The following is a 25770-nucleotide window of genomic DNA, read 5'->3' as shown; positions in this document are numbered from 1 at the left end:
TGCTATTTTTTCTACATCATCCGCAACATCTAATGTGGTTACCCTTTGTCCTCTTCCTTGGTTTGGACCCGCTTCTAACATAGATATTACCTTCGCTACTGTCTCTGCTTGAATACTCATTTTTCCACCTCTTTCAAAAATTAAGATGACATTATATGGCATCGATGTATATAATAGCCAAATTAACTTTTAATATTCATCTTCAAACCATTTTTTTGTATTTTTATATTTTAAAATTTTTAGTTTTTACTTAATAGATAAACCATAATATTAATAAATTATTAATATTATGGTTTAATTAATTTATAAATCTTAATATTAATAATCCATTTTAAATAATAGAAAATCAAGAATACATTTAATGTAAATTACTCTACTGATCCATATAACAAATCAATCCACTCACATTTTGTTATATGGTAAAATAATTATATCGCTGATATGTCCAAATATGTAATTTTCATAGCAGCAAAATTACAACTAGACTTATACAACATGATTCAAAACAAATGAAGGAGTGTTTTAAGTGAAAGGACATATTCGAAAAAGAGGAAATAAGTATTGTATTGTTATTGATATCGGGCCTGATCCAGAGACAGGAAAAAGAAGACAGAAGTGGTTTTCTGGATATAAGACAAAAAAAGAAGCACAGGCTGATGTGGCAAAGAAAATTACAGAGTTGAATGAAGGAACTTTTATAGAGCCATCTAAAGTTACGCTAAAAGATTACCTAAATCATTGGCTAGAAATTAAAAGTATGAGTATACAAAAGAGTACCTTTGCTGGCTATAGGGCATTTATGAACCAACATGTTATACCTAATATAGGAATGGTCGCACTCCATAAATTAAATGTTATGCACATTCAAAAATGCTATAAGACTGCGATAGATAAAGGGATTACAAATAATTCCATTCTGCTTATGCATAGAATTTTAAAGAGTGCTTTAAACTTAGCTGTAAAACAAAATATTCTTTCTCGAAATCCAGCAGATTTTGCTGAGATACCTAAAAAAGAAAAAACCTCTATCCAGACTTGGACAGAGGAAGAAGTAAAAAAATTTTTAGCTCATTCACAAAAATCACGATATCACATTGGGTATCTACTTGCAATAACTACAGGTATGCGTCTGGGAGAAGTTCTAGGGTTACGATGGCAGGACATTGATTTTGAAAAACATACCGTTACAATAAATCAAACATCTGGTCATGACAATAAAATCAAAAAAACTGCAAAAACAAATTCGTCAAAACGCACAATTCCTGTACCTAATGAAACAATAGTAGCCTTAAAAAAACATAAGACTTTAATTAATAAAGAGAAATTAAGGTTTGGTTCTGCTTATCTAGATCAAGGTTTAATAAATTGTGATGAGTTTGGAAGAATCATAAAAAGAGCACATTTCAGAAAAAGTTTTATTAGGGCGACACACAAAGTAGGTATAAAAGAAATTAAATTCCATGATTTAAGACATACACACGCAACTATACTATTGAAACAAGGAGTTAACCCTAAAATCATCAGTGAGAGATTAGGTCATACAGATATTTCAATGACATTAAGTGTTTATTCTCATGTTTTACCGAATATGCAGGAAGAAGCAGTTAAAAACTTCGGTAAAAGTATCTTTGGATAACCTATGTTTGCAAAATGTTTGCATTTTATCAAAAAAAGTCAAACAAACGTTGTCATATCAAGGTTTGTTTGACCTAACATCTTATATTCTTGATAAAATCTCCGAATCCCTATTGAAATATTTAATAATGGAGCGTTCTCACCACCGCGGGTTATGCATTCGAATCGATATACATAGGAGAAAAAATCTTGTGTTTTTTCATCTTTTATCGGCCCTGACATCGCCTCACAAATATTTTGTGATCTAAGAGGGGAAAAATAGATTTCTTCTTCATTTGTATTTTCTAAATATATAGGACGCTCACAAAAAATATGTGAGATTAAAGCGGGCACCCACTTAGAATACGTTTCATTATCATGTAGTACTGGCAAATTAGAAATCAAATCGGATTGCCATTCATATTTTGGTGGTTCTACTAATCTATTTGGTTTCCAATCATGAATAATCTCATACCAACTTTGAAAAATATAATCGAGCTGCTCTTGTCTAATAGGTTCTTTCGATACAATCCATGGTGTATTTTCATTTAATACGTACGGGTTATGCTGAATAAACAATATATCCGAAAACATATCATACAATCTTTCATTCAAACGTTTCAACTTACTCGTTAATAAAAATGTCTTATAATGTATCTCTACGATGTCCAGCCATTCAATAGGAAAGTATATAAATGATACCTTTTCATTTAAAAGGGGTTCTACTATATTTTCAAATGTTAGCAGCCTTAATTTTTTCATAAAATGATTCCTTCCTTTCTTCAGTTGTCTTGATTATCAAAAAGCTAGAACAATAGTTACTTAATCTCATCCATTTAAACCAAGTATTTAAAAGAAACGTAAAAACTGTTTATCTACATAAATTATTATCAAACCGACTCTTTTAAAAATTCAAAGTAATTATCATGTATAACACCTCTATTATATTTGAATTTCGATACATTCGAATTATACATTACATTTAATGCATTGTACTTATCATTTACAATATCTTTACAAAAAAACCAAAAAAGAACACCTTAATTCGGTGCCCTTTTTACAAATATCAACCTTTATGTAATTGAACATATAGATAACAGTAATCCCCCAAATGAAATTGCTCCTAGTAAACCTACTACAACTCCTGTTAAACAAATACAATCAGCAAGACAAATAGAAGACTGCGATAATGGAACAAATGACCTACTTGTACTCGAACCATATTGTTTTATTTTCTCATAATTCACATCTAACATTAGATGTAAACATGTTACACCATCCTCAATAGTATGTAGAGGTTCTTTTTCTAATCGCTCCAATAATTTACTATCAAAAGCAACTGATAGAGGATACTGCTTATCTAATTTCATATTTTGATAAATTAGTTGCAAACGAGATAATATATTGTTTTTCTTCTTTTCAGATGTTACTGTACATTTCATTTTATTAAATTCATTTAATAACAGTGTCAATTCATCTCTTTTTCCGTATAAATCTTTAGCTATTTTTCTCTTTAGTTTATACGAATGGATAATAGATTTTAGTTCAATCATATTCATACACTTCCTAATTACATATTATTTACCCGATTATTTTATAGATAAACAGTACTTTTTAATCTTATTTAAATTACACTCAAGCATCTTCATTTACTATCGATTAACATTACATTAACCTTACAAAGTTGTAATAAATTCATTAGCTAGAAGAAATCAATCCCTAAACCAGACAGATATTTGATGATAAAACCATAAGAAAAAAGCAATGATTAGATTTTAAATCTAGTCATTGCTTTATCCATCACCTCTTGATTACACCTATATATCTTATTGTTACTCTTTCACTTGAATGACTGAATATATCCATTAATAATGGCTATATTCTTTGTCGGCAAGTACATATATAAAACTAATGTTTTTTAATTGATAAAGTGAAGCTTTAATCAGCTCTCACCAATCGGGCTTTTATGGACAGTCCGCCACCTAACTTCTCTTTGCTCTCTCTGAATTTTAAGGGAGATTTTATTACCCGCAAATAGTGGGATAAATGTAATTAATATTCATACGTTACAATAGTACCAGTAGTATCAGTAGTACCACTAAAACCATCAAAACAATTAGAGCAACCACCACAGCCGCCACAACCTCCGCAACCTCCGCAACCAAAACAACCGAAGCAACCAATACAACGGAATCCACCACAACGGAATCCGCCACAACGACCTCCACCACAACCACCACAACGACCACAACCGCCACAGCGACGAGCAGCATCTTCAATATAGTAATATGGATATTGGTTTTGCTGGTCCCAATAGACAATATTTCCAGACCGGTAATCATTAAGACTTAACGCTTGTAGTTCTTGTTGAAACTGATTCATTTTCATAACCTCCGTTTATAAAATACAACCTCATTGATGCTTCCCTATATTTCTGTTCGTTACATCTAAGTAAAAATAGTGCTATAAACTAAGTTCAATACGTACACCAACAAAGTATGACTTATCACTAAATGATGCACCTTGTTCATATACCTATTTTTGCTATGGGCTCATTTTTATAAAATGAAACTTTAATCAGTGGGGGGAGTTCATCCCCCGCTGATTATTAGCCCTCACCAATCAGGCTTTTACGAACAGCCCGTTAATGCGGGATAAATAAAAATTAAAAAATATGAATTCTAGCCTCATATCTTCATACCTACTAAATTCAATTAATTTCTCAATAATTATGTTGTCATATCCTATATATTTCCGTCTGCCGCTTAGATTTTTCTGTACTGTAAATGCCTTTCACTATAACACCTCCAAGTAACCGGTTTCTATGACAGATAAGAAATTCCTACAAAGAAAAAAGCCCTTATTAGGGCTTTTCATTCTATTTCTCCAGCAAAACTCTCTATGAAATTCCTAATAGAAAAAAGACACACTTAGATTGATGCGTCTTTTTGTGATGCCTCTTTTGTGAAATCATATAAAGCAATTGCGCCTAAAAGAACAAGTATACCTTGAGGAACATCTAGCAAAATAGTTTTCCAAATTTCTGGAATTACCCATTTAATATCTGCTGCTGTTTCAAGATATGTTTGGAAATAGCTGATTGTAAAATTAATTATCCCTAAAAATACAAACAACGATAAACCAAATCGAATTAATTTCTTATTTGTAAACATATAACACCTCTCAAAATTCATTGGATATTCCTGCTTTTGCTTCTTTATATTTCCATATCTTTATATCTAATTTTAACACATAAAGAACTCAAAAAAATACGATATGCATATTTGCATATCGTATTAACAACACTCCATGATAATTTAGAAATTCCTGCAAAGAAAAAACAACTCCGTTACAGCTAACAGCTCGGGTTTCTTTTCTTATTTAACTTCATACCACCAACATTTACGTTCTTTGATTGTAAAATAAATGTGACAGAAGTTTATCCAGTTAATGCGTAGACAAGTAAATGAGCTAAATTATCGATATTTTATTTCGCCATATCCGTAGCACTAATGACTTTGCGCAAATTTGACAAGAAAAAATATATAGATAGGTATGATCCATACCTATCTATAACATTATTTCTATTCTTTATCCAATTACGTCTTTTACGTCTGTATCCACTGGCCACTTTTCTAATGTATAAGCCATTTCCCAAAATGAATATTCATATTGACTGCTAATAATAAAATGCTGTTTCATACGTTTGAGGTCTACCTCTGTTACTTTTTCAGCGATAGTATCTAAACGTGTAATTTGTTCTTCAACTAGCGTACGGAACCAATCAGATCCATAAGCAGAAATCCATTCGTTATAAATTGGCTCTTCCGGCTGGCACTCTTTTAAGCGTTCGCCAATTTCATAATACAACCAATAGCAAGGTAAAATTGCTGCAATGATATCTCCTAAATGCCCTTCATACGCAGCACGATACATATGTGAAGTATACGCATATGCAGTTGGCGCAGGAATAAAATTATCTTTTTCTTCTTTTGTTATCCCTAGCTTTTTAGCAAAATTCTCATGTAAAGATAACTCGGCCTCATATGTATTTTGAGCATGATGTGCCATACGAGCTGTCGTCTCTAATTCAAGAGCTTTTGCAGCTCCTAAAGTTTGTACTCTAGCAAAATGACTCAAATAATATGAATCTTGAAGCACATAATAGCGAAAACTAGCTAAATCTAATGTTCCTTCACCAAGTTTTTTTACAAAAGGATGGTTAAAACTCGCTTCCCAAATTGAATCTACTTCTTTACGTAATGATTGTGAAAAAGTCATTTAAATCCCTCCACTAATGTATAAAATATAAGTATTTATCCACAATTATTAAAGCTGTAAAATAAAAAAACTTTCTTTACAGGCGTAAAGAAAGTGAAATTGACAGTATTTATTTACTCATTAAATAGCAACGTCTTTCCCACTTCCCTACGCTGGCATTAACCAGATCAGGTACTAAGAGTCTCAAAATCACATTTGATCTCAGCCTATAAAAGGCCCCCCTAGTGGATAAATATTTTGTTTTTATAATGTATTCATCATAGCATACTTCGTGAAACTGTCAAAAGAATTAGTTATATAATCTCCTTAAAACCCTTCTTCATTTCTAACTTTTAATGATGTTTCAATAATCATATCTAATAGTTTGCTATAACTAATTCCCGCTGCTTCTGCACTTTTGGGCAATAGGCTTGATTGTGTCATCCCTGGTAATGTATTAATTTCCATTACATATGGAATTCCGTCCTTCACCATCATATCAACTCTTGCATAAACACTACATTTTAATGCTTTATAACAAGCCAGTGAAGCTTTATTTACACGTTCATTAATTTCTGCTGGAAGTTCGATAACTTCCTCAACTGTACTAGTATCATCATATTTTGCATTGTAATCAAAAAACTCGGCTGCATGTCGAATTGAAACTATAGGTAACTGTTTTCCATCCAGAATAGAACATGTAATTTCATCACCTTTTATATACTTCTCAATTACTACTTCAGAATCCCATTCGAATACAGTTTCTAGCATTGAGATCAATTCATTTTTATTGTAAACGATTTTCACCCCGACACTCGATCCGCCGGAGTTTGGTTTTACCACTAATGGAAATCCTAACTTATCTAACTCATCAAGATTTAGATCCTCCATTTTTGTAAGTTCAATCCAATCTGGTGTTTCTACACCTTCATAACGTAAAATCTTTTTCGAAATATTTTTATCCATACATATACTACTAGATAACATATTACTTCCGCTATAAGGAATCCCTAAACTCTCCAGTGTTCCTTGAACTGTCCCATCTTCTCCGTATTTTCCGTGTAATGCGAGCAATGCAAAGTCAATGTCTTTCGCTTTTTCAATTAAATCCATTTTTTCATTTAATGTAATTGGGACTATTTCATACTTATTTTTATCTAAATGAGCAATCATTTCATTCCCGGTCATAATTGAAACTTGTTTTTCAGACGATACCCCGCCCATAATAACACCGATTTTCATTTTCTCAACTCCAATTTTCATTTTTTAATGTATCACCAATTATTTTAATTCCCCGAACTATTTCTTCTTCTTTCAAGCGCGAAAACCCTAATCGGAAAGTGTTCGCTCCTTCTCCATCAGAGTAAAAAACATCTCCAGGTGAAAACGTAACGCCTTTCTCATAACACTTTTGTAAAAGTGTGCGGGCGTTCATATGCTCTTCTAGCTCTATAAATAAATGCAGTCCACCATCTCCAGTCATTCTTTTGAAAGGAATGTACTGGTTACATGCCCCGACAGCTAACTCATATTTTTTCTTATAAACAGATCTTGCCTTTTTTAAATATTTTTCAAAATATCCCTCATGTAAATATTGAAACAGAACAGCTTGATCTAGCGTAGATGTGTGAATCGTTCTTGCTCTTTTTACGCTTTCTAAATAATGAATCAGCTCTTTATCTGCAATAATCCACCCTACACGTAAACCAGGGAAAAGTACCTTTGAAAAGCTACTAATATAAATCACATTATTGCCAGCACCAGCAAAAGTTAATAATGGAGCTAAATGTGAACCTGAATAACGTAATTCTTCATTAAATCCGTCCTCTATAATAGGAACGTTGTATTTTGAGAATAACCTCATCAATTCCGTTCTTTTCTCTGAACTCGTAACAATACCGGTTGGATTATGATAAGAAGGAATTAAATAAGCAAAATCAAAATCTTTTTCACGCAAACTTTTTTCAACTTCATTCGTATCAATACCATCCTCATGCATATCAATCCCATGAACTTCAAGTCCATGTAAACGGAAAAGCTTAAGTGCAGCATGGTGAGTTGGATTCTCACAAATGACACGACCGGATTTTTTTGATAAAGAAGAGAGTACAATATCCAATCCTTCTGTAAATCCATTTGTAATTAGAATATCTTTATTCGAAATGTCTACACCTTTCATTTCCATGTAATGAAGTAAATAATTCATTAACGGTCTATATCCCTTTGCATATCCGTAGTTCAATACGATGTCCCCTTCAATGGACATACGAGTAAGAAAAGCTCTTTTGAAATTTTCAACATCAAATAGCTTCTCATCCGGGGCTATACTATTAAAAACAATCATTCCCTTTTCCCAACGAACACCATGTTTCATTAAATCTAATTCGTCCGCTAATGCGGTCACTGTATTAAGTTTATTTTTCCAATCTATTTCAACAGACGAAGTGTTAGATATATCCACCTTCGCAACAAAGTTCCCTTTTCCTTTAACTGCATAAATGAGTCCTTCTTGCTCTAAATCTGCATAAGCAGCGAGTACAGTGTTTCTACTCACACTTAGTAATTCACTTAGTTCCCTTGTTGATGGGATTTTTTGATCCCCGAGCAAATGCCCTTTCATAATCATCTTTTTCAAATAGTCTTTTAATTGAATATAAACGGGACGATCTTTAACAACTTTAAAATCCTTAAACAATTCCTTACCCCCTGCAATCATTTTTGCATATTTATTTCATTCTTAAAAGGTCCACGACATATGTATTTTTTATAAAGGGCGGTACGGTCTTACAAATCTTTTCGATATAAGTTAATTACATCTTTTAAAGCTGCAGCTGCAGCGCCTCGTGGATTAGAAGCCCCACCAATTGTAGTAACTTGTCCCATCGTATCTGTAAAGAATGTAATTCCTTTTTCGGTCCCATTTACATTTGCTAACGGATGATCTTTTTCTATTTCGCACGGTTCAACACTTAAATTCACATTGCCACCCTCATCCTTATATATTGATGCTATTAATTTAATAATTTTATGTTGTTTCTTAGCATTTTGTATTTGCTGTTTTGTAACGTGCTCAATTCCTTTTATATGTATATCAGTAAGTGTTTTCTCTGTTTCCATTAAGCTGTTAGTCAAAAGTAACAATTTACACGCACTATCTGAACCACTTATATCTAATATAGGGTTTGTCTCAGCAATCCCTTTATTTTGTGCTTCTTTCAGCGCTTCTTCAAATGTCATATCTTCCTCATACATTTTCGTAAGAATATAATTAGTTGTTCCATTTAATATTCCTTCTATTTTATCAATACTGCAACCAGCTAAACTAAATTGTCCAATATCTAGTGTCGGTAGTGCAGCGGCTGTTGCACCGCTATATCGAATTCGTACATTTGCGCCTCTTGCTGCTTCATTTATTTCTCTCCAGTTTGTAACGAGCGCACCTTTAGAAATTGCTACTATATCCATCTGTTTCTCAATCGCTTGTTTCATATATTGTTTCCCTGGATTTCCATCTTTAAGATTTGTAACTGTTGATTCTACCAATACAGTACCACTTATGCTAGTTGTTGCACGTTCCTTCGGATGATATTCTAAATATTTTTCAATTGCAGCGGTACCGCCACCATACATTAATAAATGATGAAGTGATAAGCCGTCTTCATTATGTATTGCAATATTTCTCCCTAATACGCCGCTTACAATTAATTGAATCCCATATGTTTCATATATATATGAATATTTTTCATTTAATAATTTTATAAACTCTCTGCCTACTGTTCCGTATCCTGATAATACAACTTGAATTTTCATAATATCCCCCCATATTTTTCTACCAAATCCCTCTTTCAATATAATATAAAGCGCTCTCGAATTCCATCGAGAGCGCTTTATTATTACCTATTTCGGTAAACGTGATAGCTTTTTAGCAATTGTTCTATAAAACTCTTGAATGCTAGAAAAACCTAACGAGTCTGAAACACTTAACCCTACCATGTCGAGATGGTCCCAATTCGCTTTCGTTTCGATATGATTCCATTTTCCAATCTGTAATGACTCATTATTATTTACAGTAACATTAGAAGATGGTGCAATCATGGAATTTGTATTTACTACACCATCATTTTGCCACCAAGAAGTATCAACTAGCGGACGGTTTTCTTCATATCTCGCATAAGAACCTAAGAAAAATGCATTTCCCATTAACACTTTATTCATCGTTATATGAGGCAAATGTAAACCTGTTATAGGTGCTGCTTGTGATGCATGTCCACTATAGGATAAATAATACACATCTGGTTGCGTCTTTACCCAATTATTTAACTCCTTTGCACCATCTGTACTTAAATCCCACTGACTTATATCTTTTGTATTTTTCCAAAGTGAACTATTTAGAATACGATTACTATATTGGAAAAAGGACTCTCCAGCATTCTTCTTTATACCCCATTGATCCAATTTAAAATCATATAATGATAAATTATTGTTTCCTCCAAAGCTTGCAGCTGTAATGAGTAAATCTTTAACGAACGGAAGTAGAAGACTCCCATCCGCAAGTGTTGTACCGTTGTGAGGGGTTGCTAATGTTGTAACACTATGAACATATGATTTTCCGCCTTCAAATAGTGGTGATATTTTGGTGTCTGGGTGATTTTTCACATAATTATTTTCTTCAAAACTACCTTCTTTTAATAGCTGTACTAATGTTCTAATCGTTTGTCCACCCATGCTATGTCCAACTAAATGAACTTTATTTGTTTCAGTCCAATTCGGTGCAAAACCACTATAAGTTCTGCCAAAACGATTATGTCCATGTTTCTCAGCATGTACGGCACCATAGTCTACTGTCCCACCGTTAATTTGTGCATACAATTCACATGCACGATCCCAGTTACTAGAAACAGGTCCAACAGCTGCGGTATGTACCATATAACCATTTCGTTTCAAATCTTCCTGTATATCATGAACACCACCCCAATATTTTACGCCCAGCATTTCTTCCCTACCCCATCCAGCAAATCCATTCACCAATATGATAGGATAATTATTTTGTTGTCTTTCTTCAGCGTATGATATTTTCGCTGCGAATGAACATACGGTCACTAATGCGAAAAAACATATTTTTAAAAATAACTTCCCCATACTTTCTCCCCCTAATAAAACGTTTACATTTTTCTTTTCGAAAAATTAACAGAATAATTTAACAACTTAAACATAATGTAAAGTATTTTATATACGTTGTATATATAGAAAACACATACAAATGTTGATAAATATTAATTCAAGTGAACATTTACTTTTTACAATATAACTTGTAAATCTGTTTATTTGAATTTATAATTAGATATAGTTTCCTCATGTTAAAAAGATTTAAAAACCATAAGAAAACTAATCTCATTGCTTCAAAAAGGAGGAAAAAACATGCAAATCGGATCAAATATTCATACATTATCTCAACCTACTAAAATAACTCCATCTACTCTTGAGCATAATACTATCTCTTCTACTAAACTTGAAAGTAAGAAAGTAAATGATCCTATCAAGTTTGATATTCGTTCATCTGAAAAAGAAATGAAACAGCCTGAGCATAAATTTAATGAATTAGATTTATGGAAGATGTTAAAGGATAAAGGTGTTCCTTTATGGATCATCCTTGAAATGCTACAAAAGGCTCGTAAAGAAAAAGAAGCCCAAAATAATTCAGTTCAAAATTCAAATGCGATTGAGGAAACAAACGAGACTCGATTAAATGAAGTAATGTAAAGCATAATAATTGATTTGTCTATAAACTAAAAAGAGTTCGAAGCTGATAAACTTTCTATCAACCTCGAACTCTTTTTTAAGATTTTTCTCCGATCGTTACAAACTGAACTGATACTTTCTCTTTAAAACCTTCAATTAGCTTTCTTACTTTTACTTTTTCATTAATTAATGTATTATCTGTCGACATTTTAGGTTTTTCATCACCTAACGACTTTTTTAAATGTAGAAGTTGCATATTCGTTTCATTCGCTTTTATTTCTTTATACACACTATTTTTCGCCACAATGATATACCATAGTGCTCCATAGTCACGTTTATTGCCAAGCCAAGCATCACTATCATATGCAACTGGTATCTCTTTTCCTTCTATTTTAATACTTTTAATATTCTTTTCTTCTTCATTTATATATAGTAGTGAGCTTTCTTTTGGAAAATTAGGTAACGTATCTACCAGTTTGGAAAGGGCTCCTTGGTCACGTTTACGAAAAATCTTTGCTTTAATCATCGCTTGTGCAGTAGATTCATTTAATATTAATACCTTTCCTTTTTCAAATTCCCCTGTTTTCACTGGGAAAATTTCATGTTCTTTCGTATTTTCCTTATAACGATTCATAATTGCTCCAGTATGATTCTCATCTCCAATGATTAATACACCGTTAGCTGGAAATAATTCTTCACTTTTAGCACATGCACTTAAACTAATTAAAATTAATATACATAATATGAAAATTGATAATGTTTTTTTCATTACAATTCCTTTCATAACTCATATTGTTTTTTTACATGCTTTTCTGCAATGTTACTTGCTGATGTTCTCTACTGTTCCATAGTTTTATAAAGCTTTTGTAGGTAACGCCAACGAGTGATAAAGAAGTATAAAACTTGTATACATATAAATGAAATTAAAATGGCGATAGAGCTATTTATGATAGAAAAGTCGACTAATTGTTGTAATGCCATATAAGCGACTACAGTATGAATCACTGCAACGACAATTGGTAAAAAGAACATTAATAATAACTGCCTCGTTACAACCTTTTTCAACTCACCTTTACTTAATCCCATTTTCGAAATCATTTTATATTGCTGTTGATCGCGATCTAAATCTGTATATAATCGGAAATAAATAAAACTAGCGGCGAATGTAAAGAAGACGATTCCGACTAAAATACTTACCATAAGTAATAAACCATTCTTTTGCTTTGCTTCCAACAAGTTTAATGTTAAAGCTTCAAAGTAGAAATCTCTATCCCTAAGATCTTTATCAAATATACTCTTTAATTGATTGGAAATCTCTTTCGTTTTTATCCAATCATCTACAACAAATCCGTAAGTACGATATGAAATTTCTTCATTAACTGGGTCACTAGTAAGAGGCATTCCATCATATACTTGATCTTGAACAGCGATATAAATAGTTCTAGAATCATGTGGTAAAACTAAATTTTCTACAGCTTTTTTCACATGAAATGTCTTTGTCCAATCACCTTGAATGACTTCTATATCCTTTTTATACTCGCCATTTTTAAATTCTTGTTTTTGTGATACAACTCCAGGGATTAATAAAATTTCATCTTCTTTTTCAATGGTTTCTTGTTGATAGCCTAGTGCTTTAGCAAGATCGTTGTATTCACTTAACTTCATTACATTTACGCTATTTTCTGTGTATATATATGAAGATGAAGCCATTCGATACGGAATATTAGCATCAGAAAGGTGTTTTTTTATAATAGAAAGATTTTTATTCAATACTTTGTCATTTTCCAAACTTCCATACAAAAATGTATACGGATTTGTCATCCTTACCAAATCCCTATTTCCAATTGCGGCTGTTGTACCAATTGCTGTAAATGCAACTGCTGAAACAATAGATACTATAAAAAACATCGTTGCATTATCTTTCATACGGTAAATTAATTCTGAAAATGTTAATATATTTGTTCTCTTTAAAAAGAAAGATTCTCTCCTTTTAGCAAGGTGCAATATATAAACGCTACACTGAGTATATAAAAAGTACGTTCCTATAATTACTAGAAGCACACCTATTCCAAGCGTAATAAAATTGGTACTTGGTATAAAGCGAAATACTGAAAAATATCCATACCCTATACTAATTAAAGAAAGTATCGATAATAAAACTGAAGATTTCGGTTCAGGTTTTGGCTTTTCCTCTGCTCGAATAAGTTCCACAAGTTCCGTTACTTTTATCATTTTAAATGTAAATAATGAAACAATTAAAAACAAGAAAAGAAATGTAATAACTGTTAATAATACAGCTCGGACTGGTATATAAAAAGGTAAACCATTATTAATCATTAATACACTTGCACTTATCAATAAGACTAGTTTAGAAAATATGAGTCCAATGAAAATCCCTATACAAATTGAACCAAGTCCAATCAACATATTTTCAATTAATAATAATTTCTTAAGCTGTCTCATTGACATACCTTGCATCATTAAAATGCCAAATTCTTTCTTACGCGTCTTTAAAAACGAACTAACTGAATATAAAATAAAGAAAAATGAAAATACAAAAATCAATCCTTGCGAAACTGAAAATCCCAATGTACCAAATGCACTTATTGTTGCACTTGTCGATTTCAACTCACCTTGTAAATCAGGATGAAATAATAAAAGAGCATACGTAAAGAAAATCATAATAGAAAATGCACTACTTAAAAAATGGGCAGCATATGTACGCTTATTGCGAAAAATATTATTAAATGCGAACTGACGAAAAGTCATGCCTTTTTCCTCCTAACAAAGAAAGGACATCCATAATCTTTTGATAAAAAGTTTGCCTACTTTCACCACAATAAATTTCGTTATATAGTTGACCATCTTTAATAAAGATTACTCGGCTGCAAAAGCTCGCTGCATACGGATCATGTGTAACTAACATCATCGTTGCTTTTTCTTCTTTATTTAGAGTATCAAGCATCTCCATTACATCATTTGAAGATTTAGAGTCCAAGTTCCCTGTTGGTTCATCTGCAAGTAATAATTGCGGCTTATGAACGATCGCACGAGCGATTGCTGTTCTTTGAGCTTGTCCCCCTGATATTTCAAACGTTCTTTTACTCAATATATCAGTAATGTTTAACTTCTTTGCAATCTCTTCTACTCGTTTATTCATTTCTTGGACGGAAACACCATCTAAAGTCATCGGCAATACGATGTTTTCTTTTACAGTAAGTGTGCTAAGAAGATTAAATGATTGAAATACAAATCCTAATTGTTTTCTGCGGAATAACGCTAATTCTTCTGATGATAATTGAAAAGGATTTGTACCATTAATAAATATTTCTCCCGATGATGGAGAATCAATAGTAGATACCATATTTAATAACGTTGTTTTCCCACTACCTGACGGGCCCATAATTCCTACAAATTCACCTTCTTGAATTGATAAATCAATATCTACTAATGCTTTATACGGTATTTTCCCTTTATATACTTTACTAATACTATTTGCCTGCAAAATTTCCATTTATATTCTCCCTTCATTTCCACTGCTCACTATAGAGTGTAAATGAATTGTCTTACAGCTCATATTGATTCACCTTTCATTTATCTTACACGCTTGTAAGATTTCTAAAAAAACTGATAACAAACCTATTTTCAAATCTATAAACAAAGCATATCTATCTTATAATATTTGCATATTGGTTAGAATTACAATGCTATTTTCTAATCTTTATTTTATTAATAAGAAAAGACCGATTTTTTATCGGTCTTTTTACTTTCAAATATTATATTTTAACTATTGTATGTAGTTGAAGCATATTTGAGTTACCCATTAAATACTATTTCACTTTATAATAACCTCTGCAAAAAAATGAGTGCTTCGGTTTCATTGCAATCAAAAACGAATTGTAAATATCTGAGGCGGAAATGAATGCGTTTATCCAACATATAAATAATAAAATTGATTTAATATTTCCTGATACAAAGAACGATATCATGGCAGGAACTACTGATAATACAATTATAGGCAAGCTCATAAAGACCCAAAATCTCGTTTTGGGTAAGACTGCATTTGTATTTAACCAAAAAAATCTTTTACTAAATGTTAAGCTAATATCCCCTTTTTTACTTATTACTAAAATGTGTAGACATTCGTGAATGATGAAGACTAACATACCTATTATGATAAGATAAAATATATTAATATGAGTGAAACCTGTTTCAAAAAAATAAGGTATTATAAAAATGATTATCTGAAGTAAATATACAAACTTCATATAATGTTTTCGGTACCAATTATTCTGTATAAAAGGAGTCCATTCTGAAAAATCCATACTTATTTGTGGCAAGTGACGAAACCAAATTATAATATGTGTTCCCCTCCCTCATTTAAACTAATTCCTGGCTTATAGATTTAATCTACCTACTAGCACTCAACCGTAAGTTTTATATGTAGCTCTTTAATAGACTTACCAGCAATTTTTGTTGACTAAGACTAAATGCTTCTTTATACCGCCCACTTTTCTTTTCCCTTCCATTTTTTAAGTAATTGATTTGTAGAATGATTTGAGTAAGAAATTTGTATTATCATTGATACATAAATTCGACAAAATATTCCAATCACCTTTTCATAAATGATTTTCAACTGGATATCCCATGTACAGCTTGATTTCCCTATTTTGTTGAAAAGCAATTCCTTCAAGAAGTCATTACAATTGTACCTTTCTTATGTCAGCAAGTATAAAGTGAAACTTTAATCAGTGGGGGTTTTACTGCCCGGTAATGCGGGATAAAATGAATATAAAAAAGCTTAGAGTTTTAGCTCTAAGCTTTTTTATGATTTCGTTTTAATTCCTTTTACAGAGAAATATTTTTTATCCATTCAGATTTACTCAATACATAATGATTATATAGTTGATTTTCTATCTTCTGTTCACTCAAATAAGTAAACCCGCATTTTTTAATAACTTTATTTGATGGTGCATTGTTAATTAAAGCAATTGCGTTGAGGATAATTAAATTTGTTTCTTTAAACAAATAGTCAATTAAACCTTTAGTCGCTTTTGTAGCATAGCCATGATTTTGATGTTCATTTGAGATAGCATACATTATCTCTCTGTTTGGTGAAGGGAGTTCTTCTTTCATGCCTGTGCAGCACCATCCAATGCATTCATTTGTAGCTTTCTTAAATATTCCTAGCTTTAACATACGATTATCTATGTTATTCGTAGTTTTCACTGCCTCAAGAAATACTTTATTTGCTGGTATTTCATAATTTGCAATCCAATCCATCCTTTGTTCTTTTGTTGATTTCCAGTCTGGTAAAAACTTTTCTATTTCCGGTTGATTTGCTATTTTATAAATACTCTCTGCATCTTTGACCATAAACTCTTGCAAGTATATATCTCCACAATCTATTCTAAATAACTTAGTCAAACTCTCTTCTCCCATATTAATCCCCCTTACTTACGTTATAGCGCCTTAATCTGCTTCGTAAGTTCTATAAATCGTTCATCAAGTTCTTTATATTCTTTGTCGTTAGAAGTTAAAAAGCTTAATTTTCCTAATACTTCTTGTCTCTCTGTTTCTAACTTTAAACGTAGCTCTTCAATATCATCTCTTGTTTTAGTAGGTTCTTCTAGCTGCTTTTGTATCGTATTGTTTGAAAACACGAGTTTTGTGTTAGTTGTTTTCTCCAGAAAATATCGATCGTGAGATACAATTACTAATGTTCCGTTATACTCAGCTAATGTATTTTCAAGTTGTTCACGTGAAGGTAGATCCAAGTGATTCGTCGGTTCGTCTAAAATGAGTACATCTTTTTCATCTAAAATATAAGCCATTAGCTTACATTTTACTCTTTCTCCCATACTCATATGCTCAATCGGCTCTTTCCATTGAGACGCTTGGAATCCTAAATGTTTCATTAAATTTTGGACTTTTCCTCTTTCTTCAAACGTCTCTTTAAAAAATAAATTTTCCGGTGTTCTATCAAGCGGTAAATCAAAAACTTCTTGTGTTAAATAGCCTATGTTTGCAGATGGTGAAATCCATATTTCTCCTTCAGCAGTTTCCGTTCCCATAATCATCTTCAGTAATGTTGTTTTTCCACTACCGTTTGGTCCAACAATCGCAACTTTCTCACCGTGCTGAATTGTAAAATTAACGTTTTCAAATAATGCTTTCCCATGAAAGTCTTTTTTTAATTGCTTCACTTCTAAAAAGCGTTTTCCTACTTTTTTGTTCGCTTGAATAGAAAACTCAACTGAATATTCTTCTTTCACACGTTCTACTTTCGTTTTCTCCAGCTCTTTTTCGAGTCGTTTTCGTTTTGACTTCACTTGTGCATCCATTCGCTTCGCTTTTACACGATAGAATTCTTTCACACCTTCTTGTTTTGTAGACTGCGCGTGTGCCTTTTGTGACCATGAACTCAATTCTTTTATATGTGTTTCTACTTGTTCTATCTTTTTTTGCTGCTTTTCATATTCACGCTGCTGCGACTTCCTTCTTTGCTCACGTACTTTCATGTAGCTCGTATAATTACCACTATGCTCAATTAATTTTTTGTCCTCAATTGACCATATTTTTGTTGCGACAACATCTAAAAAATATCGGTCATGCGATACAACAATAACAGTACCTTTCATCTTTTTTATTTGTTTAATGAGAAATCCCGTACTGATCTCATCTAAATGATTTGTCGGTTCGTCTAATATTAAGACATTAGGATTTTCGGCAAATCCTTTTGCTAATCGAATTTTCAGCTTTTCACCACCACTTAAAGTATGAAAATCGTTCGTTGGCACGCCCCATTTCGCAAGAAGTTCTGCTTCTTGCGAAATCACATCATTACTAATAAAAGATTCTATTTCTTGCTCAACATATGCGGTTGTCATATTCATTTGCTGCCATTCAACAATCCCTTTTGAAGGCTCAATCTTTCCATTTATTAATTGAAGTAACGTTGATTTACCAGCACCATTTTTACCAATTAATCCGATAACATCCCCTTGTTTCACTGCTACATTCATTTTTTCTAACAAAGTATTTTCCATTATTTCAACGTAAACATCATTTAATTTTAAAATTTCTTTCATATTACCGATCCCTTTCATTAAGGGAGAACAAAAAAATCCTCCCAAAGTAATTTTGGCAGGATTAGTCGTTACATTATTTATACCCAAATAAGCTATTACGCAAATCAAATAGCAATACCGTTGTTTGGAATTGGGCAGACTAATCCTAATTTTTATAAATTGAAATTTATTTCATTTCAACATTTAAAAATAAGATTAGTTAATCATCGTCCACCCATCATTCCTTTCCGTCATTAATAACCATATTGTACCATACTAGTACTGTATGAGTAAATGCAATTATTTGTGCTGTTAAAAAGATTGCTTTCTTTTAGGCTTATTTATCATTTCTTAGCTTCATATTGAACAAGCACAAATTACATTGATTGTAATACGTCCTTTAGATTTCCCCAGTAGTAAACTTCTAAGCACTCTCTCTTATATAAATTTTATATAAAAACAAAATGTTATTCGTTACCCAATAACCACTTATTGTTTTTCGATAAATTTTTATTGATTATTCCCTTGTGATAAGCTATTATATCTTTACAGAAAATAATAATGTAAGGATTGAATTTATGGACAGGACATTAAAAATCACAAAGTTAAATATGTTTTTAAGGATTTTTCTCATCCCGATTATAGTAGGGATTATTGTTGGTATACTAACTAAATTGGGGCAAAGTATACTTCCTGGACACTGGAATTCATTAGCTAATCTAGGAAGCGTTTGGTTAGTTCCATCCTTTTTTGTGGCTAGCTTTAGTTATTCTAAGCGTTCAGCTATACTTTCTGGTATCCTTGCACTACTCGGTATGGTATTAGGCTACTATGGTTATGCAATAGTTATTAAAAATGTAGCTCACTCTATTTATTTTATATCTGTATGGATTGTATGTGCATGTATAGGAGGAACTATCTTTGGAATTGCAGGTTTTCTATGGAAAGATACTACAAATCCACTTCATAAATTCGGAAGCGCACTTTTAAGTGGAGTTTTTGTAACGGATGGACTTCACATTCTTTTAAATTTTGAACACTATAGTCACATGTTACCTGTTGGATATACCGAAGTCATAGTCGGGATTATCTTGATTCTTGTATTAGAACGCTCTAATGCTAATCGAATTTCTTCTTTCTTAATGATGGTTCCTATTACTATTTTAGGATTAATTGGATATAAATTATTAAGTTTGTTTGTTTAATTACAATACTGTATCATGAAAAAATAAAAGACTAATTCTATTATAATCCACAAAAAATATCACGAATTTGAACATTATACTTATTCATGTTAATACACTTATTCAAAGGATGGATACATAAAGCTACCTCTTTCAAAGGGATAGCTTTTTTCTTACAAAATCTATTTATCAATTTATTATTAAATCCTTCTAATTTAACAACCGTATTTATTAACGTGTCATTATACATACTAAGATGACCTTTTACTATTTCATATAATTGCTATAAAATAAGGCTAAAAAACCTATCTCCAAAGTTTTTTAGCCTAGATCACTTATCTACACATTAAAAAATTTAATTCGTACAACTGTACCTTTACTAACCTCTGAATTGATTTCTACACTATGTCCTAATTGTTTCGTAATTTCATATACAAGATATAGTCCCATCCCTGTTGATTCTTTAAAATCTCTACCATTTTCTCCTGTAAAGAAAGGTTTAAAGACTCTTGGTAAATCTTGCTTTGGTATTCCTACACCATTATCGATAATTTCAAGCACAACTGTATTACCTTCCTTACAAGCTTTCACTTTAATCTTTTCTCTACTACCTGATGAATACTTAATCGCATTCGATAGTATTTGTCCGATTAAAAATTGTAACCATTTCACATCACTTTCTACAGTAATATCCTTATCAATTTCAAGCTCTGGATATACAAAATTCCGGATAAAGAATCGTTTATGTTCATGTACCGAATCATTCACTATTTTATGTAGTTGTACCCTTTCTACATAAAAGTCTTGTGTAAACGCTTCTAAACGTGCGACATACAGAGCCATTTCTAATCCCTTTTTTAATCGATCAGTTTCCTCATTTATACTTTCAAAACGTGAATCTACTTCATCCTGTGTAATTAATTCTATTACAGATAAAGGTGTTTTCATTTGATGGATCCACTGATTCATAAAGGTTAAATGGTCATTATTTTTTCTCTCTTGCATTTGCAGCTGATTTTGATAATGTCTATATTGCACCTCAAGTAATTCTTGAAGAGCAGCCGATACAGCTGCAAAATCAGATTTTTGAACAGATTCATCCAAAGATTGCATGGGGTTTGCTAAGCGCTCATAAAAAGAACGATGTGTAAAATAACGAAACATTAAATAACTTCCCATAAAGAAAACACCTAGAAACATTGCATATAACGCCGTTGTAATATGATTATGCCCATCAAACCAATATACGAGAAATATAGCTAGTAGTTGAATTATGGTAAAGCAAATAAGTGGTATATGATCACGTATAAACAACCTTATCATTTTTCTATACCATTATCCCAAGTAATATGAAATCTATATCCAACACTACGAATTGTTTCAATCGCACCTTCTATATGCAACATTTGTAACTTTTTACGCACACGTGTTGTATTTACACTTAATGTATTATCATCAACATAAGATTCACTATCCCATAATTTATTAAGTAACACTTCTCTACTCACAACACGTGGATAATTTTTCATTAATGTCTCTAATAAAATAGCTTCGTTTCTCGTTATATCAATCTCGTCATTTCTAAGTTTCAATACAAGTCTTTCAGGATATAAACAAAGGCCATGTTGCTCAATCATTCGCTCTTCTAGTTTCGGTGCATAATCTCCATATGCACGTCTTAAATGACTACGAATTTTCGCCACTACAACTTCATAATGAAAAGGCTTCGGAATAAAATCATCGCCACCGTTTTCTAACGCCATAACTTGATCCATCGTGCCTTCACGGGCCGAAATGAATAGTATCGGACATGTTGAAACTCCGCGAATTTGACGACACCAAAAGTACCCATCAAAACTCGGTAAATTAATATCTAATAAAACTAACTCTGGTTGTTCTTCTAAAAAAATGTTTAATACATTTTGAAAGTCCGATACAATAACTCCTTGATAACCATATTTCGCAACATGTGTCGATAATAGTTCTGCAATTTTCATATCGTCTTCTACAATCATAATTTTGACCATTATTGAACTCCTTTTTAATCCGCAATCTCAAATATACTTATATAGAATAAATACTACCTCTTTTCACAAAATCCGTAAATTAAAAAAGGATGCTTTTATACAAAAGTATCCTTTTTCGTCCCTTATCTATTTAATATGAAATTTACTAAAAATAAATCCTAGTTTCTCCACATAATCCATTCCTAGTTCCATACGCGCTGTTTTCAGCGGATCCACAACTTGGCAAACTTTTAAATTACCTGCTGCCGATAATAAAAGCGTTGCATCAGCTTTAGACATTGCTAATTCTTCATGTAAAAATGTCACCATATTACGTACAGCACGATTTGCTGCATCATCTAACAATTTCTCTGAAGCAATCGTCATCATTTTTTCTTTTTGAATAGCCATTGGTAATGGCCATTGTTTTCCTTTTATAATTTGAACTGTTACCGTTACCTCACCAGCAACCTCTACACCACTAACACCAATTTCACCATCACCCATTGCTGCGTGTAAATCACCTAATGCTAATAGTGCTCCTGGGACATTAACTGGTAGTAGTAATATTGTTCCTTCTTTAATTTCTTTACAGTCCATATTCCCGCCGTGATCATGCGGTGTGCCACATGAAATGCTCTCTTCTTTCGGTGCAGTACCAATTACCCCAATCATTGGATTAATCGGGATTTGTAGTTCACTTGAAAACAAAACATATTCATTATGTATTGGGACAATTTTCACTGTATTTTCATTTAACTCATCACCCATTACACCAAGGTTTGCACCTGTAGTTAAAACGCCCTGCTCTGCAATTTCAATTTTTTCAATCGTTACGACTAATATATCGCCAGGTTCTGCTCCTTTAACATATACAGGTCCAGTCGCTGGATTAATTCGGTTCCAATCTAATTCTTGAAACACAACATCTTCAGAATTGATTTGATTTTCAAAGCAATCATATGTTTCAAATACAAGACTGCTCCCAATTTCTACTTCCATACACGGCTTATTTTCTGGTGACATTGAGTAAATGATATGGTCTTTATGAATTCGATACATAATACCTCTCCCTTTTATATTTATCTACTATTACTAATTAGCTTTTTTTATACAAGCTCCTCATAAAATTAAATGTTATTTTTATGTAAAAAAGCACGCAGATTGTTTTATAACATACACTCTTTACTATAACAGAAAGGTGGTATCACTATGCCCCTTATTCCATACAACGAAAGTGATGTTGATTTACTAGCTCGATTAATTCGCGCTGAAGCTGAAGGCGAAGGTCGCCAAGGTGAGGAGTTAGTTGGATGCGTTGTAGTAAACCGTGTATTTTGTGATTGCTTAGATTTTAAACAACTCCGTACCGTGCGAGACGCTGTATATCAAAGCCCCGGCGGATTTGAAGCAGTACAATATGGATATTTTTATCAACGCGCTCGTGAATCAGAAAAAGAAATCGCACGAAAAGTTTTACAAGGTCAATGGCGCTGGCCTGCACGATGGGCTCTTTGGTATTTCCGTCCAGTTGGAGCTTGTCCACCTGAATGGTATAACCAGCCATTTGTAGGACAGTTTAAAAGCCATTGTTTTTATGAACCAAGTGGTGATGAATGTCCGAAAATGTATTCACGATAGTAAAATTTGCAACGCAAGTACTTAGAAATTTTGGTACTTGCGTTGCTTTTAACTGTGTTTTAGAAATCTAATAGTGTGATGAATTTTTCTATGCCTACTACATGTATTAATAATGGTATACGAGGACCATTTGATTGATTCATAATGAGCTTATATATAATAGTGAATAATTGTTTTTGATTTTCTTTCATTATTTTTTTATTTTCATGATGACAAATCGCATATAATTGCTCCATTAAGTTAGAGTAATCTTTATTAGAACGAAGTATTTTACAAACTTCTACTAGCCATTCTTTCTGCCTTTCATCTAATGTGTAGTAAAAAAACTCTGCATTTTTCTCCTCATTTACCGCGATTAATTTTTCAGATTGAAAGTTTCTTATCCAATACTCTGCGCGATTACTTATCGCTCTCATTTCATCTAATGCATAGCTCCTATCTATTTTCTTTAATATCCCCTGTAAAATAGTTGAATCAAAATTTAATAATGGTAACGTTCCTGCTACTTGATTAAATTTCGGATATTCTTTAAACTCACTATCAACTCTAGAGATTTTAATTGCATCAAATAAATCTTCATTTTTGAGCGTTTTATTTTCATAACTATCTTTCAATCGCTCATACTCTGTATAATTACGAATCACATCTTCATCCAACCCAATATGAAAAGCAGCGCCTGGTTTGTATTTTGCAAACATAAAGAGAATTACTTCTGGTATATACACTTTCAATAAATCGCTTGGTGTAATACTATTCCCTGAAGAACTAGACATTTTTTCATGATTCCCTTTAATACCAATAAAATCGTAAGAAACGTAATGAGGTGCTTCTCGATTGAATATTTTCCTTGCAATTTCTTTTGATACATTATAACTACCCGTTTCTGATGAATGATCTCTACCGCCCGGTTCAAAAATAACATCCTCTATCATCCATCTCATCGGCCAATCGGTTTTCCAGTTTAGTTTCATTTTATTTGTATTTAATACGGATAACTCTTTTTCATTTCCGCATTCACATTCATACCGGACTGTTTTTAATACTTCATCAAAATGTGTAATAGTTGTTGTATCTTTTCCGCATCTCTCACAATATAATGTAGCTGGATAAAAGCTCTCTCGCTCTTCTTCACTACACTCTCCAGTTTTAAAACCCATTAAAATATCATATATTTCTTTTCGTTTATACAAGGCCTCTAATATATTTTCGTTATATCTTCCGCTTCTATATTCATCATGTTGATAAATAAATTCTACTTCAATTCCAAATGCTTGAAGCGATTTTTCAAACTCTTTTTCAAAATGCTCCGCATACGAGTTATGACATCCATACGGATCTGGAATATCACAGTATGGCATACCAATATACTTTGCAAAAGATGGATCAATATTTTTTGGAACTTTTCTAAACCTATCATAATCATCCCACGAAAATATAAAACGAGTCTTTTTCCCTAAATCTTGAAGTGCTCTTACTACGAAATAAGTCGTTACGATTTCACGAAAGTTCCCAATATGAACAGAACCTGACGGACTAATTCCAGATGCACAAACAAACATTTCTTTATTTGGATGTTTCCTAATTAATTCATGTGCTACTTCATACGCCCAATGCATATATTACTCACCTCAATTATTTTTTGTTTCTCATTTCCAGTTTTATGCAACAAAAAAACTCTCGTCCTCAAGATTATTCATCTTGAGGACGAGAGTTGTTAGCTTCGCGGTACCACCTCAGTTTGTTAATATGTCACCATATTAACCTCTTCAGGTACGGCAAAATATGCTTATACCCTATCTCTATAACGGGAGAACCCGTCGCACCATCCCTAACTAAATTAGTTCCTTGCGCAGCTCCAAGTCTTTTTTCATTAAGATGTATACCGCTCTTTCTCAGCTACCAGAGCTCTCTGTACGTATTCTTTCTTAACTACTCTTCTCTTCTATGCCTTAAATATTAGTTTTTTAATATGATAATTTATAACACTTTTATTGTCAAACTTTTCCGAATCGAAATCGTAAAATTATCTAAAAAAATTCTTTATCGCTTCTAATTGAATTTTGTGGCTACACTCATCACAACAATATGCCCCTTTTGGTTTCTCTTTAAATCGCTTATATTTTTCACTACCTTCGTAAACACGAAATATATTCTTACAAGAAAAGCAAACAATCTCATAAAACATCATATGCATTTTCCTCTCCGTGTTTATAAACCTTTTAATCACTTGAGAAGATTAGTTTTCTAGAGCACAAA

24 protein-coding genes, 1 pseudogene, 1 riboswitch and 1 other annotated feature are annotated in these 25770 nt (G+C 32.3%); of the genes and pseudogenes, 4 read left to right on the top strand and 21 right to left on the bottom strand.

Annotated elements, in window-relative coordinates; genetic code table 11:
- The first annotated feature begins 526 nt into the window (after nt 1-526).
- Nucleotides 527-1636, top strand: a complete 1110-nt coding sequence (locus BM089_RS09075) for a site-specific integrase (RefSeq protein WP_090976697.1) — start codon at nt 527-529, stop codon at nt 1634-1636.
- 38 nt (nt 1637-1674) lie between these two features.
- Here the strand turns inward: BM089_RS09075 and BM089_RS09070 are convergent, their stop codons facing one another.
- From BM089_RS09070 to BM089_RS09025, 10 genes and pseudogenes are all read right to left on the bottom strand, one after another.
- Nucleotides 1675-2376 (bottom strand): pPIWI_RE module domain-containing protein, encoded by a 702-nt coding sequence (locus BM089_RS09070; RefSeq protein WP_063264103.1) that lies wholly within the window; start codon nt 2374-2376, stop codon nt 1675-1677.
- 311 nt (nt 2377-2687) lie between these two features.
- Entirely contained in the window at nt 2688-3173 is a 486-nt protein-coding gene (locus BM089_RS09065) for a hypothetical protein (RefSeq protein WP_002041181.1), read from the bottom strand.
- A gap of 209 nt (nt 3174-3382) precedes the next feature.
- A pseudogene (locus BM089_RS31355) lies at nt 3383-3517 on the bottom strand (site-specific integrase); the annotation flags it as partial.
- 149 nt (nt 3518-3666) lie between these two features.
- Complete coding sequence (locus BM089_RS09060; RefSeq protein ID WP_016512777.1) at nt 3667-3996, bottom strand: heterocycloanthracin/sonorensin family bacteriocin; 330 nt, start codon at nt 3994-3996, stop codon at nt 3667-3669.
- Between the two features lie 548 nt (nt 3997-4544).
- Nucleotides 4545-4808 (bottom strand): DUF3937 domain-containing protein, encoded by a 264-nt coding sequence (locus tag BM089_RS09055; protein ID WP_002082716.1) that lies wholly within the window; start codon nt 4806-4808, stop codon nt 4545-4547.
- 397 nt (nt 4809-5205) lie between these two features.
- Nucleotides 5206-5895, bottom strand: a complete 690-nt coding sequence (tenA, locus tag BM089_RS09045; protein ID WP_071730521.1) for a thiaminase II — start codon at nt 5893-5895, stop codon at nt 5206-5208.
- 127 nt (nt 5896-6022) lie between these two features.
- Nucleotides 6023-6128: riboswitch (TPP riboswitch) on the bottom strand.
- A 73-nt stretch (nt 6129-6201) separates the two neighbouring features.
- Entirely contained in the window at nt 6202-7116 is a 915-nt protein-coding gene (locus BM089_RS09040) for a D-alanine--D-alanine ligase (RefSeq protein ID WP_003270605.1), read from the bottom strand.
- Between the two features lie 4 nt (nt 7117-7120).
- Complete coding sequence (locus BM089_RS09035; protein WP_000471611.1) at nt 7121-8569, bottom strand: MocR-like pyridoxine biosynthesis transcription factor PdxR; 1449 nt, start codon at nt 8567-8569, stop codon at nt 7121-7123.
- Nucleotides 8570-8658: 89 nt separating this feature from the next.
- On the bottom strand, nt 8659-9684 hold the full coding sequence (locus BM089_RS09030) for a homoserine dehydrogenase (RefSeq protein WP_090976695.1): 1026 nt from the start codon (nt 9682-9684) through the stop codon (nt 8659-8661).
- An 87-nt stretch (nt 9685-9771) separates the two neighbouring features.
- A complete protein-coding gene (locus tag BM089_RS09025) occupies nt 9772-11013 on the bottom strand; it encodes an esterase/lipase family protein (RefSeq protein WP_090976694.1) in 1242 nt (413 codons plus the stop codon).
- Nucleotides 11014-11292: 279 nt separating this feature from the next.
- On the opposite strand from BM089_RS09025, the gene BM089_RS09020 reads away from it, so the two are divergent.
- Nucleotides 11293-11634 (top strand): DUF3914 domain-containing protein, encoded by a 342-nt coding sequence (locus BM089_RS09020; RefSeq protein ID WP_001165517.1) that lies wholly within the window; start codon nt 11293-11295, stop codon nt 11632-11634.
- 76 nt (nt 11635-11710) lie between these two features.
- Here the strand turns inward: BM089_RS09020 and BM089_RS09015 are convergent, their stop codons facing one another.
- The 6 genes from BM089_RS09015 to abc-f form a co-directional block, all read right to left on the bottom strand.
- Nucleotides 11711-12382: a lipoprotein BA_5634 family protein gene (locus BM089_RS09015; protein ID WP_002094033.1), complete on the bottom strand. Its 672-nt coding sequence runs from the start codon at nt 12380-12382 to the stop codon at nt 11711-11713.
- 68 nt (nt 12383-12450) lie between these two features.
- Nucleotides 12451-14382, bottom strand: coding sequence for an ABC transporter permease (locus BM089_RS09010; protein WP_000144151.1), 1932 nt, complete (start codon nt 14380-14382; stop codon nt 12451-12453).
- Nucleotides 14357-15127: an ABC transporter ATP-binding protein gene (locus BM089_RS09005; protein ID WP_090976692.1), complete on the bottom strand. Its 771-nt coding sequence runs from the start codon at nt 15125-15127 to the stop codon at nt 14357-14359. Before BM089_RS09005 ends, BM089_RS09010 begins: the two co-directional genes overlap by 26 nt.
- Nucleotides 15128-15443: 316 nt before the next feature.
- A complete protein-coding gene (locus BM089_RS09000) occupies nt 15444-15938 on the bottom strand; it encodes a DUF3267 domain-containing protein (RefSeq protein WP_080126419.1) in 495 nt (164 codons plus the stop codon).
- Nucleotides 15939-16461: 523 nt separating this feature from the next.
- Nucleotides 16462-17055: a GNAT family N-acetyltransferase gene (locus tag BM089_RS08995; protein WP_090976690.1), complete on the bottom strand. Its 594-nt coding sequence runs from the start codon at nt 17053-17055 to the stop codon at nt 16462-16464.
- A 20-nt stretch (nt 17056-17075) separates the two neighbouring features.
- Nucleotides 17076-18704, bottom strand: coding sequence for a ribosomal protection-like ABC-F family protein (gene abc-f, locus BM089_RS08990; RefSeq protein ID WP_002152855.1), 1629 nt, complete (start codon nt 18702-18704; stop codon nt 17076-17078).
- A 557-nt stretch (nt 18705-19261) separates the two neighbouring features.
- On the opposite strand from abc-f, the gene BM089_RS08985 reads away from it, so the two are divergent.
- The gene (locus tag BM089_RS08985) at nt 19262-19888 is read left to right on the top strand and encodes a DUF6518 family protein (RefSeq protein ID WP_000376270.1); all 627 of its coding nucleotides are present in this window, start codon (nt 19262-19264) and stop codon (nt 19886-19888) included.
- Between the two features lie 318 nt (nt 19889-20206).
- On the opposite strand, the gene BM089_RS08975 is transcribed toward BM089_RS08985, so the two are convergent.
- From BM089_RS08975 to BM089_RS08965, 3 genes are all read right to left on the bottom strand, one after another.
- Nucleotides 20207-21190 carry a sensor histidine kinase gene (locus tag BM089_RS08975; RefSeq protein ID WP_002094028.1) on the bottom strand — a complete coding sequence of 328 codons (984 nt, stop codon included), beginning with the start codon at nt 21188-21190 and terminating at the stop codon, nt 20207-20209.
- Nucleotides 21187-21894, bottom strand: coding sequence for a response regulator transcription factor (locus BM089_RS08970; protein WP_000238993.1), 708 nt, complete (start codon nt 21892-21894; stop codon nt 21187-21189). The genes BM089_RS08975 and BM089_RS08970 overlap by 4 nt, the downstream gene beginning before the upstream one ends.
- A gap of 126 nt (nt 21895-22020) precedes the next feature.
- Complete coding sequence (locus tag BM089_RS08965) at nt 22021-22935, bottom strand: acetamidase/formamidase family protein (protein ID WP_090976688.1); 915 nt, start codon at nt 22933-22935, stop codon at nt 22021-22023.
- 150 nt (nt 22936-23085) lie between these two features.
- Between BM089_RS08965 and BM089_RS08960 the strand changes: the two genes are divergently transcribed.
- Nucleotides 23086-23514 carry a cell wall hydrolase gene (locus BM089_RS08960; RefSeq protein WP_001128402.1) on the top strand — a complete coding sequence of 143 codons (429 nt, stop codon included), beginning with the start codon at nt 23086-23088 and terminating at the stop codon, nt 23512-23514.
- 59 nt (nt 23515-23573) lie between these two features.
- On the opposite strand, the gene lysS is transcribed toward BM089_RS08960, so the two are convergent.
- The gene (lysS, locus tag BM089_RS08955; RefSeq protein WP_090976686.1) at nt 23574-25130 is read right to left on the bottom strand and encodes a lysine--tRNA ligase; all 1557 of its coding nucleotides are present in this window, start codon (nt 25128-25130) and stop codon (nt 23574-23576) included.
- An 81-nt stretch (nt 25131-25211) separates the two neighbouring features.
- Nucleotides 25212-25468, bottom strand: a binding site (T-box leader).
- Between the two features lie 69 nt (nt 25469-25537).
- Nucleotides 25538-25708, bottom strand: coding sequence for a DUF2197 domain-containing protein (locus BM089_RS08950; RefSeq protein ID WP_000551042.1), 171 nt, complete (start codon nt 25706-25708; stop codon nt 25538-25540).
- Nucleotides 25709-25770: the final 62 nt, after the last annotated feature.

Source organism: Bacillus sp. 5mfcol3.1, assembly GCF_900114335.1.
Classification (GTDB): Bacteria; Bacillota; Bacilli; order Bacillales; family Bacillaceae_G; genus Bacillus_A; species Bacillus_A thuringiensis_S.
This window is presented reverse-complemented; position numbering and strand designations above follow the sequence as displayed.

Coding starts and splice junctions, on each gene's coding strand:
- BM089_RS09070 (WP_063264103.1), bottom strand. CDS start 2,376: ATGAAAAAATTAAGGCTGCTAACATTTGAAAATATAGTAGAACCCCTT.
- BM089_RS09065 (WP_002041181.1), bottom strand. CDS start 3,173: ATGAATATGATTGAACTAAAATCTATTATCCATTCGTATAAACTAAAG.
- BM089_RS09060 (WP_016512777.1), bottom strand. CDS start 3,996: ATGAATCAGTTTCAACAAGAACTACAAGCGTTAAGTCTTAATGATTAC.
- BM089_RS09055 (WP_002082716.1), bottom strand. CDS start 4,808: ATGAATTTTGAGAGGTGTTATATGTTTACAAATAAGAAATTAATTCGA.
- tenA (WP_071730521.1), bottom strand. CDS start 5,895: ATGACTTTTTCACAATCATTACGTAAAGAAGTAGATTCAATTTGGGAA.
- BM089_RS09040 (WP_003270605.1), bottom strand. CDS start 7,116: ATGAAAATCGGTGTTATTATGGGCGGGGTATCGTCTGAAAAACAAGTT.
- BM089_RS09030 (WP_090976695.1), bottom strand. CDS start 9,684: ATGAAAATTCAAGTTGTATTATCAGGATACGGAACAGTAGGCAGAGAG.
- BM089_RS09025 (WP_090976694.1), bottom strand. CDS start 11,013: ATGGGGAAGTTATTTTTAAAAATATGTTTTTTCGCATTAGTGACCGTA.
- BM089_RS09020 (WP_001165517.1), top strand. CDS start 11,293: ATGCAAATCGGATCAAATATTCATACATTATCTCAACCTACTAAAATA.
- BM089_RS09015 (WP_002094033.1), bottom strand. CDS start 12,382: ATGAAAAAAACATTATCAATTTTCATATTATGTATATTAATTTTAATT.
- BM089_RS09010 (WP_000144151.1), bottom strand. CDS start 14,382: ATGACTTTTCGTCAGTTCGCATTTAATAATATTTTTCGCAATAAGCGT.
- BM089_RS09005 (WP_090976692.1), bottom strand. CDS start 15,127: ATGGAAATTTTGCAGGCAAATAGTATTAGTAAAGTATATAAAGGGAAA.
- BM089_RS09000 (WP_080126419.1), bottom strand. CDS start 15,938: ATGGATTTTTCAGAATGGACTCCTTTTATACAGAATAATTGGTACCGA.
- BM089_RS08995 (WP_090976690.1), bottom strand. CDS start 17,055: ATGGGAGAAGAGAGTTTGACTAAGTTATTTAGAATAGATTGTGGAGAT.
- abc-f (WP_002152855.1), bottom strand. CDS start 18,704: ATGAAAGAAATTTTAAAATTAAATGATGTTTACGTTGAAATAATGGAA.
- BM089_RS08985 (WP_000376270.1), top strand. CDS start 19,262: ATGGACAGGACATTAAAAATCACAAAGTTAAATATGTTTTTAAGGATT.
- BM089_RS08975 (WP_002094028.1), bottom strand. CDS start 21,190: ATGATAAGGTTGTTTATACGTGATCATATACCACTTATTTGCTTTACC.
- BM089_RS08970 (WP_000238993.1), bottom strand. CDS start 21,894: ATGGTCAAAATTATGATTGTAGAAGACGATATGAAAATTGCAGAACTA.
- BM089_RS08965 (WP_090976688.1), bottom strand. CDS start 22,935: ATGTATCGAATTCATAAAGACCATATCATTTACTCAATGTCACCAGAA.
- BM089_RS08960 (WP_001128402.1), top strand. CDS start 23,086: ATGCCCCTTATTCCATACAACGAAAGTGATGTTGATTTACTAGCTCGA.
- lysS (WP_090976686.1), bottom strand. CDS start 25,130: ATGCATTGGGCGTATGAAGTAGCACATGAATTAATTAGGAAACATCCA.
- BM089_RS08950 (WP_000551042.1), bottom strand. CDS start 25,708: ATGCATATGATGTTTTATGAGATTGTTTGCTTTTCTTGTAAGAATATA.